The sequence below is a fragment of the Rhizobium sp. M1 genome, assembly GCF_002531805.1.
Taxonomy (GTDB): Bacteria; Pseudomonadota; Alphaproteobacteria; order Rhizobiales; family Rhizobiaceae; genus Rhizobium; species Rhizobium etli_C.
On the sequence record NZ_NWSW01000038.1, the window covers coordinates 1 to 17,015 of the forward strand.

Below are 17,015 nucleotides of genomic sequence, written 5' to 3' on the forward strand. Positions count from 1 at the left end.
ACACGGTTGCTGAGGTGCCCCGCAGGGGCCTCGAAGGGGGAGGCGGGTGCGCTGACGTTGATGGATGCAAGGAGCAGCGTCGGCTCCGGCCTTTGGCCTGCGCACCTCAGGATGAGGAACCTTGGAGGATGCCGCGCCCAAGGAGGGCGTTGGAGAATGGCCCTTTGCGTTCGGTGGACGGACAATATCTCGCATTCCGGCAAGGACAGAGCATCTAAAGCCGGATCCCCTGGCGAGGCGACCCGTGCCATTGCAATGAGGTGCCAGTTGGATAAGGTGAATTGTAATATTATTAAAATCAGAGGATGAAAGAAGAGTGCCAGGTTCGCGATTTTTCAGAACAAACCATATTCTAATTCCCATATTTTCCGTAACTTTGGGTCTGTCCGGATGCGTCACCAACAAGGATGGTGTTCAAGTTTCCCAGGACCAGAGCCGGGCTCTGAGTGGAGAGCGGACAAAAATGGGCCAGTCGTACAATTTGAATGCAGACTGCACCGCTGCGACAATGCCGAGCATAAAACTGGTACAGCCCCCCGCGCATGGATCGGTAGAATTCGTTAGTGAAAAGATTTCCTCACATTACCCGACTGGCGCCCCTCAGATCAGGTGCAATTCCAGGAAATCGCCTGGCGTGTCCGAATATTATACTTCCAATAGCGGATACTCCGGAAAGGATGTGTATAAGGTGAGGGTGTCCTACGGCGAAGGAACAATTAAGGACGTAACGGTCAATATCAATGTAAGAAAGAAATAGAGTAGGGCCGGCCTTATATTCGGCCGGTCATTCTCATCTGCAGACGAGGCGGTGGCGCCTCCCGCCGCTCGTTGTCGCTATCGGTTCACGCCCCTCGGAATATCCTAGCCGAGAGCCCCTTGCTCCGCACAAATCCTGTCGATCAGGGCATCGAGTTCGCCCCTCGGCGGGCGGTTTTTGGCCAGGCGTTGCCTGAGGTGCATGATCGAGTCGGCAAGGATTTCGTCGAGGCTTTCGGCGCAGGTGAAATCACCCGCCACGCCCTTGACCTTCGAGTTGTCGAAGATCGCGGTCCAGGCCTTGTCACCCAGGAGCGGGCCGACCCACTCCTCGTTATAACGGATCAGCGTGTCCGTCGGCACGTGGACGATCTTCGCCTCCACGTCCAGCAGTCTGGCGATCGCCTTCTGGATATCGTCCCAGATGTGGGCGCGGTCGGAAGTAATGTGAAAGATCTCGTTCAGCGCCGCCTGCTTGCCGAAGAGCCCGACGAAAGGCACGGCAAAATCGGCCGAGCGGGTGAGCGTCCAGGGCGTGTGGCCGTCGCCGGCCACGATGATGGGCTCGCCGTCCAGCATGCGCCTCGCCATGATATCGCTGTCGCCCATCATCATCGGCAGGCCGGTGCGGACCGTGTGGCTGGGGCGGACGATTGTCCAGGCGAGGTTGCCGGATTTTTTCAGCAGTTCCTCGCAGGCGATCTTGGCCTGGCTGTAGGGCCAGTAAGGATTGATCGCCGGAGTCTCCTCGGTGATCACATAGTGACGCGGCGGCTTTTCATAGACCGAGGCCGACGAGATGAAGATGTACTGGCCGCAATTGCCGGAGAAGACCTCGATGTCGCGGGCGACCTGGTCGGGCGTGAAGGCGATGAACTGGCAGACGACGTCATAATCGGCCTTGGCGAGGTCCGCATAAGCGCCCGATCCGAGTTCGCCGACGATCGAGTTCACGCCCGCGGGCAGGGGAGCGCTTCTCAAGCCGCGATTAAAGACGCTGACATGGTGGCCCGCGGCAACGGCGCGCTCGACGCAGGGGTAGGAAATCTGGCCGGTGCCGCCGATGAAGAGAACGTTCAAAGCCATAGGCGTGACCTCGGGATCTGTGGGCGGGAGCAAGGATGGCTCTTCATAGCGCGAAAGAAGCTGATCGTCTCCCGCAAATCTCGTGCAGCGCGACCGTCGGAGCTCGTCGTTTCGACGGCGGCAAATGGGGTCGAATTTGCCGCCGTCATGGCACGCCGCGCTTATGCCTGTGCCTTGCGGTAAGCTGCGGCGACCAGCCAGAGCGAGGAAAGCAGGAAATAGAAGGCGCCAAAGCCTGCATAGGGAACGATGTCAAGAATCGTCGGCGAAGCGGCGCCGAGCGACCGGCTGATCATGAAGGCGCCGGCGAGCGCCGATTGCGCGCCGCTGAGGATCATCACCCATTGGGCGCCGTAGATGCGCCAGCGCCTGACACCCGTATAGAGCTGCAAGAGCCCGGAAAGGATCGCCCATGCCCCGAAGACCGCGAGAACGGCATAGTTGCTTTTGCCGAGGGCGATGACGACGGCGAGCGTGGTGATGATGCTGACGACGACATTCAATGCCTGCGAAGGGTTGGCCTTGAGGCCGCCATTGACGCGGGCGTCGACCAGGTTGGCGGCGGCATCCCACAGGGGATAGATCACCAGCAGAAAGGCGGCAGGGCCGGATTGCCCGCCCGAGAGAATGGCGGCGGTAATCCAGATCAGAGAGAATGCGGCGCGCGTGAAATAATAGGATCGCAGCCAGTTGGGCTGGGGGGAGGAATTGTTTTGCATCGGCAGGTCCTTCTTGATTTGCCTGCCTACTAGTAGGAAGGCAAAAACCTCGAGTCAATGCATCGCCCGAACACCTCATCGTGAGCAGGAGGAAGGCCGCGTGGGCTTGACAATCTGCCTACCAAAAGGTAGGCGGCGTCATGAAATCAATGGCTTCCACCTCGGATAAAATTCTCGACGTCGCCCAGTCGCTCATCGTGGCGGGCGGCTATAACGGCTTCAGCTATGCCGACATCTCGGCCGCGATCGGCATCCGCAAGGCGAGCATCCACCACCATTTTCCTGCGAAGGCCGAGCTGGTCGCGGTGCTGGTGGACCGTTACACCAAGCAGGCGGAGACGGGTTTGCAGTCTTTGCGCGAGCAGGCCGCAAGCCCTGCCGATCAGCTGCAGTTCTACGTCAACTACTGGCGTACCTGCATCGAGAACGCCTCGCAGCCCTTCTGCATCTGCGCCATGCTTGCCAGCGAAATGCAGATGCTGCCCGATGAGGTGGCATCACGCGTTCGCGCCCATTTCCGAAATCTTGCGGCATGGCTGACCTCAGTGCTGCAGGCCGGCGTCGAGCAGAACCTGTTCCAGCTCGACAAGCGGCCGCAAGAGCATGCCCAGATGCTGATGGCCTCGGTTCATGGGGCCATGCTTTCGGCGAGGGCTCTGGGCGATCCCGGATTGTTCATCGCAGTGGTTGCACCTGAGATCGCAAGGCTGCGGGCCGCATAACGATCTCCTTTCGCCAATCTCCTGTCCCAAGGTCCTTTGCCTGACGGTTGATGGATGCACGGCGCAGCGTTGCGGCGTGTCCTTCGAGGCTCCGGCCTTTGGCCTTCGCACTTCAGGATGAGGAGCATTGGAGGGGGCCGCGCCCAACTCATGTATCGCGAAATGCTGTTCCGTCACTCCCCAGCATCGCTAACCAGCGAATCCCGCACGATCGTATAATAGGCGGCAAGCTCCGGAATTTTTGCTGCCAGCGTGTCGAAAACAGGTTCGGATGACGCAAGCGTTCCGGCATACTTCGCCTCGATAAAATCCTCATGCGCGGCCAGCGCTTCGGCATCGGCCTTATGCACGACGGTATAGATCGGCGAGGGCACGGTGCGGCCCTTGACGATGATGCGGTCGAGTTCGATCACCGTGTAGTTGGCGGCGACCAGCCTTGCGGTTTCTTCGCCGAGCAGCAGCGCCACGCCGTAATTCTTCGAGGCGCCTTCGAGGCGGGAGGCGAGGTTGACGCTGTCGCCGAGGCAGGAATAGTCGAAGCGGCGGGTCGAGCCCATATTGCCGACGATGCATTCGCCGGTGTTGATGCCGACGCCCATCTTCAGGACGTGCGGCTTGCGGCCGAGTGCAGCCGCCTCCCGCTCCAGCTGGCCGTTCAGTCGCGAGATCGCCGCCTGCATGGCGAGTGAGGCGCGCACGGCGTGCAGCGCGTGGTCGGGGTCGTCGAGCGGTGCATTCCAGAAGGCCATGATGCAGTCGCCCATATATTTGTCGATCGTGCCGCCATGATCCATCACCACGTCGGAGAGCGGCGTCAGCAGCCGGTTGATCAGGCCGGTCAGCTGCTCCGGATCGTCCTTCAGCGTCTCGGCGATGGTGGTGAAACCGCGCACGTCGGAAAATAGCACCGACAGTGTGCGCCGCTCGCCGCCGAGCTTCAGCTGCGAGGGATCGTTCGACAGGCGCCGGACGAGGTCGGGCGAGATATATTGGGCGAAGGCGCGGATGATCTGGCGTTTGTTGCGGCGCTCCTCGGCATAGTCGAAGGCGGCCTGGCCGAAGGCGACCGCGATATAGGCGACCGTCGGCCCGAGCGGCGAAACGAAGACATGGCCAAGCCGGATGCCGGCAAAGCTGACGGCCGCGAAGGCGAGGAGGGCGGCCGCGCTGGTCACGATCGTCAGCCATCCGGTCGAGCGCCAGACGGTGACGGCGGCAAGCAGCACAGCGATCAGGATGCAGACGGCGACCGCCGGCAGGCGCGCCTCTCGGATCGACAGGCCGTAGCGGATATTGTCGTAAATCGTCGCCTGGATTTCGACGCCGGAGACGAGCTTGCCGGTATGAACCGTATAGGGTGTCGCGAAGGCGTCGACGCCGCCCTTGTCGATTTCAGGCGCATTCTGCAGGCTGAGCCCGACGAGGACGACGCGGTCCTTGAAATAACCCGGCGGCAACAGATTCTGAGGATCGAGCGCCTGGTAGTATGAGACCGTGGGGTAGCTGCGGGCCGGGCCGAAGGACTGGATCAGCCGGCCGGCCGGCAGGATCTCCGCCTCCGCGCCCGAGGCCTTGGCCAGCATGGCGGCAAAGCCGTCCTCATAGCCCGGAATGCGGCGGAAGATGCCGTCGCCGCTGAGATCGATCGAGGCGATGCCAGTCACGGCACCGGCTTGCGTCAGCGCCGGCAGCGGCGTGGCGCGGATCAGCTGCGAGGCCTGTGGCGTCTCGATCAGCGTTTCGTCGCCGGCAAGCACGACATCGGGACCGACGGCCTTGGCGATCGCCGCGTCATTGCCGGGGTTGGAGGGCTCGGCCATGATGATGTCGAGGCCGATGACGCGGGCGCCGGCTGCACGCAGCTGGCTGATGAGCTCGGCATGCAGGCTGCGCGGCCAGGGCCATTGCGCGTTGATATCGGCGAGTGAGGGCTCGTCGATCGCGACGATGACGGGTCCGCCCTGCGGCGGACGCGGATCGTCGAACGTCGAGAGATAGTCGAAGCTTCTGAGCTCCAGCAGCGACCAGGCGGGCAGGCGCGACAGAAGCGAAATGGCGACCAGCACGGTCAGCGACAGCACCAGCAGCCGGAGGCGGCGGCTTCCGGCTTGGCCGCCGTCCAGTCCGGCCTGCCGACGGTTGTCCTGCGCACGCATCAGAAGCGGACTTTGAGGGTGCCCTTGAAGGCGCGGCCCCAGCCGGGCACGCCGGGCGTGATCTCGAACTCTTCGTCGAGCAGATTATAGGCGGCGGCCTCGAGCTCGATGCGCTTGTCGAAGGGTTCCCAGACGAGGTGGGCGTCGAGGCTCCAATAGTCGTCGAGCGTGGTGCCGAGATCGTCGCCGTCGCGCTCGCCGATGTAATTCGCCGCCACCGTCGCCTTGACCTTGGCCTCGTTGACCCAGGTCAGCGCGATCTGGCCGGAATTCTTCGGGATATAGGGCAGGTTGCCGCCGTAATTGAAAGTCTCCGGATCCTTGTTTTCCGAATCCATGTAGGCGTAGGTGGCCGAAAGACCGAAACCGTTGCCGAGCGCAACATTGGCGGTCACGGCGGCGCGGTCGATGCTGCCGCGCGAGAGCGGAAAGCTGTCGACGGCCGGGAGAGCGATCAGCGGCAGACCGATCGAAAAATCATGGAGCTCCTGATGCTGGTACTCCACCGTGGTGAAGAGACGATCGGTCCATTCGGCATCCCATTCGAAGGCCGCCGTATCGACGTAACCCTCAGTGCCGACGGAGAACTGGTTCGCCTGAAGGCCAAGGACGCCGATCGGCGCAAGCGTGGGAACGCCCGTGTCGGCGCTCTGGCGCATGAAAGCGGCGCGCAGCCAATGGTTCTGCGTCGGCGCCCACGCAAGGCCGAAGCGTGGTTCGAGCCGGCTGACGTCAACGCCGTCGCCTTCCAGGCGCGTGCCGAAGAGCGCATATTCGCCCTTCAGGTTCGGTGTGATTTCGTGCAGGAGATCGACATAGGCGCGGCCGATATTGATGCGGGTCTCAACCTCCGTCGGTCCGTCGGTTACGCCGTCGACGAGCCCTGGAATGACATCCTCGAGATGGAAATAGGTCTCGCGCGACGCGTCGAGCCATCCGCCCTCGATACCGTAACGCCAGGTCAGTGATCCATCCCCGATACTGTGGCTGAGCGCGGCGATGTAGGCCTTCGAGTCATTCTCGTCGCTGGTTTGCAGGAAAGGCCTGATGTCCCGGCCGGGGCCGCCGAGAAGCGGCACGTCTGCCCAGTCGAATTGTATGTCGTTGGTGGTTTTCGCTTCGGTCTGCTGATAGAGCACAGCAGCGCTCAGGACGTTCTCATAGGCGAAGGTATGGCTCCAGCCGAGGCCGGCGCTGGTAAGTCGGGTGGTGTCTCGCCGAGTCGTGTAGAGCGGCAGTTCGTCCGGCGCCAGGGGCAAGCCGAAGAAGCGCAATACGGGGTTCAGCGCGTCCGAGAGCGAGGGGTCCGTCGACAGCGCATTCAACGTTCCATCATTGTTGGCATGATTGAAATAGGCCACGACGCGGTCATCCGGCGTCACCGTCGCCGTCAGATAGCCGTTGCCGCCGAGCAGCTTGTTGTCGGTCGCATATCCGCCGAAGTCGCGATAGTCCCCATCGAGCGCCAGTTCTTCCCAGGTCAGATTGCCGTAAAAGCTGATCGGGATCGTCTCGTTGGAATAGCCTTGGATATCGGCTTCACCGATGCGTCTGGTATGGCCGTCGACGCTGTTGATGCCGCCGCCGAGCGAGCCTTCGATGAACGGTACGTCGAACAGCGTTGCCGAGCGCGAACGGCCCGACAGCATGTGCGGAGAAAGCAGCAGGCCCTGGATGAAGGACGAGTAGCTCGACGCGTTGCCGCGGTTCTGGATGACATTGTCATCGCTGAAGCTCGTCGCGTTGACGTAAGGGAAGATGCTACCCTTGATCGATTGGTCGATGTATCCGGTGCCTTTAAAGGGGTCGAAGGCGGCATCGCCGTAGTAGCGGCCCCAGGCATCCAGGCCCTGCAGGCGGAAGGCGTTGTTGAGCGTCGAACCGGCGCTCGCATTGGCGCCGAGCCCGCTGTAATCGCCGCCGCGGGCGCGGGAGCGACGCAGGTATTCCTGGGCGTTGCGGATCGCGCCGTCGGCGTCGTAATCGTCAATATCGACGGCGGTGCGAAAGGACGAGATAACCGGGTCGTTGTTGTCGAGCCGGTCGGCATTGTCGAGCGCCTGCTGCGACGGAATGCGGTCGCCTTTTTCATAATGGGCGGCGGCGAGCATCAGCTGGGATTGCGAATGCGCCGGGTTGGTGGTGCTGGCGGCGAGCAGGTCTTGCAGCGCCTTGTCGCGCTCGCCAGATTGCAGGTAGTAGCGGCCGCGGGCGAGCAGGGCGATGTCGAAGGACGGATCGAGCGCGATTGCCGTGTCGATCTCGCGTTTGGCTTCCTTCATCCGCCCTTGGTCGAGATAGAGGATTGCCAGGTTGGCGTGCAGCAGCGGGTCTTGCGGATCGAGCTCGATCGCCTTCTTGAAGGCCTTCTCCGCTTCGCCATTGGCATTGCGCGAACTCTGCAGCAGGCCGAGCGAATTCAGCGTGCTTGACCCACCGGGAGCAAGCTCGATGGCGCGATTGAGGTCGGCAAGCGCGCCGTTGATGTCGCTCTCATAGACCGCCTTGTAACTCGCCCGGGCGGAGAGCGCCATCGGGTGATCAGGGTCGAGCGCCAGCGAGCGTTCTATCGCTTGCATCATCTGCTCGCGGTCATCGGTGAGCTGGGCCAGCTGGGCGCGGACCGCCGGGAGGGTCGGATCGTCGGGATAGCGCTGTTCCGCTTTCTTGATGATTTCGATCGCGGCACGCGGGTTCTCGAGAAAGCCTGTCGTATAGGCCTGCATGATCGCGCCATAGGGGCCGGAGGTGGTGGCCGGCGCCGGCTCGGCATGCTTGGGATCGGCCAGCGAACGGGCAAAATAGCCGCCATATTGCGCCATGTTGCGGCGGGTCGGATCGAGATGCGGCAGGGCCTTCCGGAAGAGCCTGGCGGCGTCGCCGTAGCGCTTCTCCGCGCCGGCGATGGTGGCGTCGATCAGGTCGACGCGGGCCTGCTGGGCTGCCGTCAGCTTGCGGCCGCGGATATTCTGCAAGGTTGCAGCCGCAGCCTGGCGGCCGTCGAAGGCGCTCTGCACTTCGGCAAGTTCCAGCCAGTCCTCGGTCGTGCGCCGCTCCGGCGGCAGCGCCAGCAGGCGGCGGCGCTCGGTGGCCATACGGTCGGCCCGCAGCGGCGACGTCGGCATCAGGTCGAAGCCGTCGCGCAGGTCGAGATAGAAGAGCATCTGTTCCCGGTCGCCGGGATTGACGCTGATGATCTTGGTCGGCGCCTGGCCGATGGTGGCGACCGCCCCTTCGCCCTCGCTCACCTCGACGCTGCCCTGCGGGTTGGAGAGCGCCACGCGGCCTTCGAGTACGATCATCGAGGTTTTGGCGCCGTCGACGGTCATCGTCCAGTCGGTGCCGCGGATGGCGGCTGCGGCGGCCGGGGTTTCGACCGTCAGGCCCTGGCCGCCGCGCTGGGCGCGGGCCCAGATGGTGCCGGCCTGAAGCTCGAGCACCGTATCGCCGCTTGCGGCCATCTTCTTGACCTGCAGCGAGGAATTGCGGCCGAGGCGGACCTGGGTGTGATCGGAAAAGACGATGGCGAGCTGGCCGTTGGCATTGGTGCGCAGCACGTCGCCGGTCAGAAGATCCTGGTTGATGTCGACGATGCGCCAGTCCGACACGTCGATGAAGCGGACCTCCTCGCCGGTCTTGCGGGCGATGACGGAGCCGGCGACCGGGGTTGCACGCTGAATGGGATCGGCCATCGCCGGCAGCCCGAAACCGGGCACGGCAAACGCCAGCGCCACCCCAATGCGACAGATGTTACTGGAATAACCCCGCATGACCTCGACCCCAACCCCGCTTCCCCTTTGTCTTTGCAGAGTGGAAAAGTCAAGCGCGTTGCACACGTGTTCTTGCTTTCGTCGCGAAGTGTAATATCAGGGAAACACTTTAGGGATGGAGTATTCAGGTGAGCGAATTCGAAAATGTCACGGAGGTTATGCTGAGCAGGCCGTCGAGCGGAGATGTCAGCACCGAGTATTTTGACCACATCAAGAAAATCAACGACATATTTTATGATCAGATCAAGATATCCGACCAGAAGGCCGCCTATATCTTTACTTTCATGCTCGCCTTTTTGGTCAGCTCCAGCGATGTGAGGGCAGTCTTCAGCCTGGCCCGTTATGTCGGTGGCGCGCCGGGAAGCATTCTGTTCTCGGGCCTGCTTGCCGCAGCCTCGGTCTTCTCCATCCTCTCGGCCATTCTCGTCGTGCTGCCCCGTCGTCTGGGCACGTCGACCTCGCTCTTCTGGGGCGCCTGGCCCAAGCACCGCGACCTGTTCTTCGAGGCGGCGCTGCGGCGCGACGAGCGCTATCTTTTCGATCAGTATCTCGAAAACGCCGAAATTCTTTCCTGCATCGCCCGCAGCAAATACCGCTGCGTCACCTTCGCCTTTCGCGGGTTGATGGTGAGCGTCATTGCCTATGTGCTGCTGTTGGCGGCAGGCTGAGCGCAAGCGAAGGCAAGAATGCGGGGCGCGCGCTGAGACGCGCGCCCCGCTCATTCAATCCTCGACTTCGATAACGAGCTCGATCTCGACCGGCATGCCGAGGGGCAGGCTGGCGACGCCGAGGACGACGCGGCCGGAGAGCTTTTCCTCGCCGAAGACCGCAAGCAGCAACTCGGACGCGCCGTCGGCGACCCTGGGGTGGTCGCGGAAATCGCCCTCGGTGGCGATATAGACGCCGAGCTTCACGACCCTCACGACGCTGTCCAGCGAGCCGAGATAATCCCTGGCGGCGGAAAGCGCGCTCAGCGTCGCCGTCTCGGCTGCCTTGCGACCGTCTTCCGATGTCAGCGCGCCGCCGACACGGCCGATATAGCGGGGCTCGTGGTCGACAACCGGCAGCATGCCGCTGAAGAAGACCAGATTGCCTGTTCTCGTCGCCTCGACATAGGCCCCAAAGGGTGTCGGCGGCGGGGGAAGGGTGATGCCGAGTTCCTGCAGCCGCCGTTCCGCGCCGGCTGCCTGCGCTTTCTCATGGTTTACCATTTGCCCAGATGTGCGCCGCCATCGACGTGCAGCACCTCCCCGGTGACGCGCGGAGCTTCAGTGAGGAAGACCACCGCGTCGACGATTTCATCGACATTCGAAATGCCTGTCATCGGCGACAGCGTCCTCAGGAACTCCTTCGGATTGTCCTTGTGAAGGGGCGTGTCGACGACGCCGGGGGCGACCGTGTTGACGCGGATTCCCTCGCTTGCATATTCCATCGCAAGGTTCTTCGAAATCGCGTCGATGCCGCCCTTGGTCATCATCGCCACGGAAGCGGGCATGCCGGCGATCGGATGGTCGATCAGCGGGGTGGTGATGCTGACGACGCTGCCGCCCGTCTTCTGGGCGAGCATCTGCCTGATGACCCGCTGCGTCAGGTGCAGGAAGCCTTCGAGATTGGTCGACGAGAGCTTACGGAAGTCGGTCATCGTGTAATCGACGAACGGCTTGGTGAAGAAGATGCCGGCATTGTTGACGAGCGCGTCGATCGAACCGAACCGGTCGATTGCGGTTTTGGCGACGCGGGCCGCTGTTTCGGGATCGCCGATGTCGCCGTCGACCAGAGCCAGCCTGTCGGAAGCCTGGAAGGCATCCGAAGCGCTGACCTGACGCGAGGTGGCAACAACGTTGTAGCCGCGCTCGACGAAGGCGTTGACGAGCCCTGCTCCGATACCCTGGGAGGCGCCCGTGACGATGACAGTCCTTTGCTTGGTCATGTTGAACTCCATAATCTGGTTCGGGCAACGCAGGCCTGGCAAGGTGGGTCGCTCGAGATGGGGCCGCCGCGATCGCGCCGCCATCGGGTTGTTGGTTGTTTTCGCAAGGTGAATATGGCGAAAACGTCATTGCTCGATTAGATGGAAATATCTGGATTCTCTTTTGCATCAGTGCAAAAATACCGGCATGGCCGATCTCAACGACATCGCCGTCTTCGTGAAGTGGCGCAATATGGCAGCTTCAGCCGCGCCGCCCATTCGCTCGGCATGCCTGTTTCGACCGTCAGTCGGAAGGTGACGTCGCTCGAAGACCAGCTCGGCGTGACGCTGATCCAGCGCACGACCCGCAAGCTCAGCCTCACCGCGCAGGGCCGGGCCTATTACGACAGGTGCAGCGAGCCGCTTGCTCATCTCATCGACGCCGAGCAGGCGCTGACTGAAACGCAGAGAAAGCCGGAAGGCTTGCTGAAGATCTCGGTGCCGGTCATCTTGGGCCAAGAGGTCTTCTACGAATTCATCTCCGATTTCCTGAAGGCCTATCCCGAGATCCAAGTCGATCTTTTCGTCACTAACCTGTTCCTCGATCTGGTCGCGGAGAATATCGATCTCGGCATCCGCTTCGGCGAACTCAAGGATTCCACCATCGTCGCGCAGCGGCTCGGCAAGAGCGTGCGCTATCTGGTCGCCGCCCCGGATTATCTGAAGGAGAGGGCGCTTCCCACAAAGCCCGCAGATCTCAAGGACCATCGGTGCGTGCTCCTGAACGGGCGCAACAGCGAAGCGGAATGGCATCTCGTCAGCGGCCGCAAATCGGCCGACGTGCGCGTGTCGGGGCCGGCATCGAGCCGCGATTTCGATGCGGTCAGCGCCTTCACCTATCGTGGCCACGGCATTGGTCTCCTGCCTTCGACCTATTGCGACGAGCAGATCCGAGGAGGCGCGCTCATCCGCCTGCTACCGGACTGGTCGTCGCCGGAAATCTTCGTGCACGCCGTCTATCCCACGCGCCGCTTCCTGCCCCTGCGCCTGCAGGTCTTCCTCGACGCGCTGAAGGCATGGAAAAGTCCTTTGTGGCTGCCGTTGCATTGAGGGGTGCCATCACCGAAAATTGAAGCGGCCCGCGCGGCGGCGCGTTCGGCGGCGGCCAAGCTGTGCTAGAGTCGCCCGGCGTGGGAATGTCGCGGGGATCTGCCGATGTTGACGTCACTTGCGGTGCTCATGGGTCTTTCCGGTGTCGTGCCGACGGCGCAGGCTGCGGCAAACGAGGTCGACGTGACGCTGGTGCTTGCCGTCGACACCTCGCGGTCGATGGATTTCGAAGAGATCGGCATCCAGCGCGACGGTTATGTCGAGGCGCTGAAACACAAGGAATTCATCGATGCGGTGAAGGGCGGGCTCACCGGCCGCATCGCCATCAGCTATTTTGAATGGGCGGGCTATGTCGTCCAGGGTTCGGTGATCGACTGGCAGGTGATCGCGACGGAGCAGGATGCGATCGCCTTTGCCGACAAGGTCGACGCCCGGCCGATCGGCACGCAGCGGCGCACCTCGATCTCCACCGCGATCGCCCAGGGCGTCAGCATGATCATCTCCAGCCCCTTCCGGGGCAGGCGGGAGGTGATTGATGTCTCCGGCGACGGTCCGAACAATTCCGGCAATCCCGTCACGCCCGTCCGCGACAAGGCGGTGGCGTCAGGCATGGTCATCAACGGCCTCGCCCTGATGCTGCGGCCTTCCGATGCGCCCGATGGGCTCGACAAATATTATGCCGACTGCGTCATCGGCGGCCCCGGCGCCTTCGTGCTGCCGGTCCGCAAGATCGAGGACTTCGCCGTCGCCGTGCGCCGCAAGCTGGTGATGGAGATCAGCGGCTTGTCTCTGCCGGCGACGGTGCAGCCGATCGCCGGCGCGGAGCCGGCAACGGACTGCTTGATCGGGGAGAAGCAGTGGCGGGATATGTTTGACCGGTGAGAGAGGCGGCAGGCGTTGCCGCCGCCTCGATGCGGAGGTTTACGCCGCGAGAGCGGCGCGCGTTTTGCCGATCATGAGGGCGGCTCGGGCCGCCTCGCGGCCCTTCTCGACGAAGTGCGCGCGGTAGATCTGCGTGTGATGCTCGGTTTCCTGGTAATTGTGCGGGGTCAGCGAAACCGACAGAACCGGAACGCCGGTATCCATGCCGGCGCGCATCAGGCCATCGACGACGGCCTGGGCGACGAATTCGTGACGGTAGATCCCGCCATCGACGACGAAGGCGGCGGCGATGACGGCGCCGTAGCGCCCGGTCGCCGCAAGATCGCGCGACAGCAGCGGCATTTCGAATGCGCCGGGAACGTCGAACACATCGATCTGCTCAGCTGGAATGAGCTGCTGGAAACCTTCGAGCGCACGGTCGACGATATCGGCGTGCCAGCCGGCTTTGACGAAGGCATAACGGGTGGGTGTCATGGTAATCTCCTTTGGCGTACAGACACGTCACCCAAGGCGATCACGAACGTTCACCGGCTGCCGGTAAGGGCAGCAGGAACGCGCGTTCTCTTTCATCCGGACTATGACCGTCGGCTCAGGCATCTCACCTGATCTGCTGACCCTTCGTTAAGAAGGCGCTCGCGGGCTCGCAATCGAAACTGCATACCGCCGGTAGGGACTTCCACCCCGCCCTGAGAACGGCGCGGACAATAGGGACAAGGCGGCGGGCTGGCAATAGGGGAAATTGGTTTGGTGGTGGGGTGGCTTCGAGGCTTCGCCCTTTCGGGCTGCGCGTCTCAGCATGAAGACGTTGGGGTATGCAAGGCTGATGAGGCTGGAAGTGGAGTGAGCACGCCTCTCCGGCCTCCCTCATCCCTGTGGCCTCAGGCTTCGCCCGAGGGATGTCACAGGGATCCAGTGCGCCCAAGTCCTTGGGCGCGAGAGACTCGCCTCCTGTCAATGGAGTCAATCACGGCGCGGACGCGCCGTGGCTGGATTCCTGTGACATCCCTCGGGTCAAAGCCCGAGGACAGGAATGACGGAGGAGAGGTGGTGCCCGCTACACACCTCAGCATGAGGAGCGTTTGGCGGGTGCCGCACCCGTCAATGAGGGCCGGCGAATAGGAGGAGGACACGCATTGTCCGATCGCCCTTGCTGCGCGTGCACTCGCGCCTACATGCTTCCATGAGCACACTCACGCCGAAACAGCATGACGCGCCGTCCCGCATGAGGCGGGGCTGGCCGTGACCATCATGGGAGGGAGGCATGCCAGAGTCTTTTGTCGTGCGCCGTGAGGCGCATATTGCGGCGCCGCCGGCTGCGGTGTTTGCGCTGATGACGGATCCGGAGAAGATTTTGCGATGGATGGGAACGGAGGCCGAGATCGAGCCGGAGCCGGGCGGGCTCTATCTCGTCAATGTCACCGGCGCCCGCTTTGCGCGAGGCTCGTTTCGCGAGGTCGTGCCGGTGCATCGGCTTGCCTACAGCTTCGGATGGGATGGCAGCGAGGCCGTGCCGCCGGGCTCCAGCCTGGTCGAGATCGACCTGATCGAGCAGCCGGATGGGACGTTGCTCCGACTCACCCATAGCGGCCTGCCGAGCGAGGAGCAGTGCGCCGGCCATGCCGAGGGCTGGGAGCATTATCTCGGGCGGCTCACCGCGGTCGCCGCCGGGCGCGATCCGGGACCGGATCCTTTTTACGGCAGGACATGAACGATTTTTCGCGGGCGCGGGGCGCTTCTCAAGCGCTTGCCGCTGCGGGAAAAACGGCCGGCGGGCACTCCGACCGGCGGTCAAAAAGCAAGGTTTTTTCACCTGCAAACATGAATGCCCGGTTCATCTCCAGTTCAATTTGGCGGCCCTAAAGTGGGTACGGCTGGATGAAATGGAGTTTTCGATGAAGGCACTATCTATCGCGGCTGCCTTGCTCGCTGGCAGCCTTTCGATCGGCTCTGCGCAGGCGATGCCGATGGGGACAATCAATGTCGAGAGCAAGGTCACAAGCGATGTCACAAAGGGCGATGCCACAAAGGGCGATGTCACGAAGGTCGACTACGCCTGCGGCCGCGGCTGGCACCTGAACCGCTGGGGCGAATGCCGCCGCAACTGGCGACGCCCGCCGCCGGTGGCTTTCTATGGTGGTCCGCCCCGCTGGGGCTGGGAGCGCCGCCACCGCGACTGGGATGGCCCGCGCTGGCGCCATGAACGCCGCTGGGATCGCGAACGCCGCTGGCGGGACGACTACTAAAAGCCTCGGCATGAGGCTGACGGACGAAGGCCGGCGCGATATTTCGCCCGGCCTTTTCTTTTGGAAACTGCAATTGCGCTCAGGTCAGATCCGGCTGACCAGCCAGTGCTTGCCGTCGATCAGCTCTTCGAGTTCGGCCGGATCCTTGACGCCGAACTCAAACCATTCGACGAGTTCCTTCGCCTTCAGACGGCTTTCGTCCGCCGTAAACTCGATTCCATAGCGCGCGCACCAGCGCCGCAGGATCGACGTCAGCAGCGTCATGTCATTTCCGTCCAGCGGATCTTTCGGCCAGAATGTCGTGCCCATCGCAACCCCTCAATCGCGGATGATGACCCGACATTATAGTGGAATCAAAGCAGCGCAAGTTTAAAGTGTTATTTTTCTGCTTTCCACCGGCGTGTCGGATTTTCGACACTGTTTTTGGCAAGAGCCGCCGGCGCGGAACCGTCTGCTTGCGGACGCCTCCGGGCGATGTCATCCTGAGCCATGGATCTGCCTTCCTCCCTTGCCTGGCTGGTTGACGAGGCCGCTGCCTCGCCCGGTCCCGAACGGTTCCTGGCCGAGCTCGGACGCCGGCTGCTTTGCGATGGTCTGCCGCTAGCCGGCGGCGCGCTGACGCTTTCGGTGCCGCATCCGATCATCGCGCGGCGCACCTGGCTGTGGCGGGCGGAGACCGGGGCCGTTATCGAGGCGCTCGCTTTCGCTGCGGCTCCGCCCGTCGAGGCCGGCCGCGAGTGGCTGGCCGGGCTCGGGCCGGTATGGGAGCAGCAGATCGGCCCTTCACAGGACAGCCCGGTGCTTGGCTGGGCGGGCATCGGCAATGGAGCGGGGGTGGACGCTTTCGGCGCGGCCGAGGCGGACCGTCTGCGCGAGGTGGCGCGGTTTGCCGCTGCGCCGCTTGCCGCACTCGCGGCGCGAGAGGCGCGGGCAGCCCTGCTCGAGGCCTATCTCGGCCGGCGCAGCGCGGCGCGGGTGCAGGCCGGGGCACTTGCCCGCGGCAGCGGAGAAACCATCCGCGCAGCGCTTCTCTGCGCCGACCTGCGTGACTTCACCGCACTCTCCGAGGTGACGGAGCCGCACGCCATGATCGCAACGCTCGATGCCTGGTTCGACCGCGTCGCCGGCGCCGTGCACGCCTTCGGCGGCGAGGTGCTGAAATTCATCGGCGACGGTGTGCTGGCGATCTTCCCCGTCACGCCTGCGGCGGATAAGGCTCAAGGGGACCGCGATGCCTGCGAGGCGGCGCTGCGGGCCATCGCCGCCAGCCGCGCCGGCATGGTCCATCTCGACCAGGTTCGCCAGGGGCAGGGGCTGGCGCCGCTGCCTTTCGGCGCCGCGCTGCATTTCGGCGAAATCCTGTGGGGCAATATCGGTGCGGCCGACCGGCTGGATTTCACCGCCATCGGCCCAGCCGTCAATCTCGTCAGCCGGCTCGAGGGGCTCTGCAAGCCACTCGGCCGCAGCGTACTGATCTCCGGGGCGGTGGCGGCGAACACGACAGCGGCGCTCGTGCCGCTCGGAGAGCACGCCTTGCGTGGCATCGCCGATCCTTGCGCGGTCTTTACCCTGCCTGAGAATTGACCTCAGCGCTGATGCTGCCGAAAGGCGCAGATGCGGGGTTACTCCCAGCCGCGGCGTTCTCCGCTTCGTAAAACTCCG

At 63.2% G+C, this 17,015-nt stretch carries 14 protein-coding genes, 1 pseudogene and 1 riboswitch; of the genes and pseudogenes, 7 read left to right on the plus strand and 8 right to left on the minus strand.

The window, feature by feature from the left end; genetic code table 11:
- Positions 1-861: 861 nt before the first annotated feature.
- Positions 862-1,842, minus strand: a complete 981-nt coding sequence (locus CO655_RS27935) for an SDR family oxidoreductase (protein WP_097667496.1) — start codon at positions 1,840-1,842, stop codon at positions 862-864.
- A 161-nt stretch (positions 1,843-2,003) separates the two neighbouring features.
- On the minus strand, positions 2,004-2,561 hold the full coding sequence (locus tag CO655_RS27940) for a DUF308 domain-containing protein (protein WP_097667497.1): 558 nt from the start codon (positions 2,559-2,561) through the stop codon (positions 2,004-2,006).
- Between the two features lie 140 nt (positions 2,562-2,701).
- Here CO655_RS27940 and CO655_RS27945 point away from each other — a divergent pair, with 140 nt between their 5' ends.
- Positions 2,702-3,283 carry a TetR/AcrR family transcriptional regulator gene (locus CO655_RS27945; protein ID WP_097667498.1) on the plus strand — a complete coding sequence of 194 codons (582 nt, stop codon included), beginning with the start codon at positions 2,702-2,704 and terminating at the stop codon, positions 3,281-3,283.
- A gap of 173 nt (positions 3,284-3,456) precedes the next feature.
- On the opposite strand, the gene CO655_RS27950 is transcribed toward CO655_RS27945, so the two are convergent.
- Both CO655_RS27950 and CO655_RS27955 read right to left on the minus strand, forming a co-directional pair.
- A complete protein-coding gene (locus tag CO655_RS27950; RefSeq protein WP_097667499.1) occupies positions 3,457-5,439 on the minus strand; it encodes an adenylate/guanylate cyclase domain-containing protein in 1,983 nt (660 codons plus the stop codon).
- The gene (locus CO655_RS27955; RefSeq protein ID WP_097667500.1) at positions 5,439-9,209 is read right to left on the minus strand and encodes a FecR domain-containing protein; all 3,771 of its coding nucleotides are present in this window, start codon (positions 9,207-9,209) and stop codon (positions 5,439-5,441) included. The genes CO655_RS27950 and CO655_RS27955 overlap by 1 nt, the downstream gene beginning before the upstream one ends.
- A 128-nt stretch (positions 9,210-9,337) precedes the next feature.
- Here CO655_RS27955 and CO655_RS27960 point away from each other — a divergent pair, with 128 nt between their 5' ends.
- The gene (locus CO655_RS27960; RefSeq protein WP_010026513.1) at positions 9,338-9,877 is read left to right on the plus strand and encodes a Pycsar system effector family protein; all 540 of its coding nucleotides are present in this window, start codon (positions 9,338-9,340) and stop codon (positions 9,875-9,877) included.
- Positions 9,878-9,931: 54 nt separating this feature from the next.
- Here CO655_RS27960 and CO655_RS27965 read toward each other — a convergent pair whose 3' ends face one another.
- On the minus strand, positions 9,932-10,420 hold the full coding sequence (locus CO655_RS27965) for a RidA family protein (protein WP_097667501.1): 489 nt from the start codon (positions 10,418-10,420) through the stop codon (positions 9,932-9,934).
- The gene (locus CO655_RS27970) at positions 10,414-11,139 is read right to left on the minus strand and encodes an SDR family oxidoreductase (RefSeq protein ID WP_010029620.1); all 726 of its coding nucleotides are present in this window, start codon (positions 11,137-11,139) and stop codon (positions 10,414-10,416) included. The genes CO655_RS27965 and CO655_RS27970 overlap by 7 nt, the downstream gene beginning before the upstream one ends.
- A gap of 187 nt (positions 11,140-11,326) precedes the next feature.
- Between CO655_RS27970 and CO655_RS27975 the strand changes: the two are divergent.
- A pseudogene (locus CO655_RS27975) lies at positions 11,327-12,228 on the plus strand (LysR family transcriptional regulator).
- A gap of 105 nt (positions 12,229-12,333) precedes the next feature.
- Complete coding sequence (locus CO655_RS27980; RefSeq protein ID WP_097667502.1) at positions 12,334-13,110, plus strand: DUF1194 domain-containing protein; 777 nt, start codon at positions 12,334-12,336, stop codon at positions 13,108-13,110.
- Positions 13,111-13,149: 39 nt separating this feature from the next.
- Here CO655_RS27980 and CO655_RS27985 read toward each other — a convergent pair whose 3' ends face one another.
- Entirely contained in the window at positions 13,150-13,584 is a 435-nt protein-coding gene (locus CO655_RS27985; RefSeq protein WP_097608394.1) for a 6,7-dimethyl-8-ribityllumazine synthase, read from the minus strand.
- An 80-nt stretch (positions 13,585-13,664) separates the two neighbouring features.
- A riboswitch (FMN riboswitch) is annotated at positions 13,665-13,808 on the minus strand.
- 563 nt (positions 13,809-14,371) lie between these two features.
- Between CO655_RS27985 and CO655_RS27990 the strand changes: the two genes are divergently transcribed.
- Positions 14,372-14,818: an SRPBCC family protein gene (locus CO655_RS27990; RefSeq protein WP_097608395.1), complete on the plus strand. Its 447-nt coding sequence runs from the start codon at positions 14,372-14,374 to the stop codon at positions 14,816-14,818.
- A gap of 184 nt (positions 14,819-15,002) precedes the next feature.
- Positions 15,003-15,353 carry a hypothetical protein gene (locus CO655_RS27995; protein ID WP_097667524.1) on the plus strand — a complete coding sequence of 117 codons (351 nt, stop codon included), beginning with the start codon at positions 15,003-15,005 and terminating at the stop codon, positions 15,351-15,353.
- Positions 15,354-15,437: 84 nt separating this feature from the next.
- Here CO655_RS27995 and CO655_RS28000 read toward each other — a convergent pair whose 3' ends face one another.
- Positions 15,438-15,662, minus strand: coding sequence for a hypothetical protein (locus CO655_RS28000; RefSeq protein ID WP_010004126.1), 225 nt, complete (start codon positions 15,660-15,662; stop codon positions 15,438-15,440).
- Positions 15,663-15,842: 180 nt separating this feature from the next.
- Between CO655_RS28000 and CO655_RS28005 the strand changes: the two genes are divergently transcribed.
- Positions 15,843-16,937: an adenylate/guanylate cyclase domain-containing protein gene (locus CO655_RS28005; RefSeq protein ID WP_097608396.1), complete on the plus strand. Its 1,095-nt coding sequence runs from the start codon at positions 15,843-15,845 to the stop codon at positions 16,935-16,937.
- Positions 16,938-17,015: the final 78 nt, after the last annotated feature.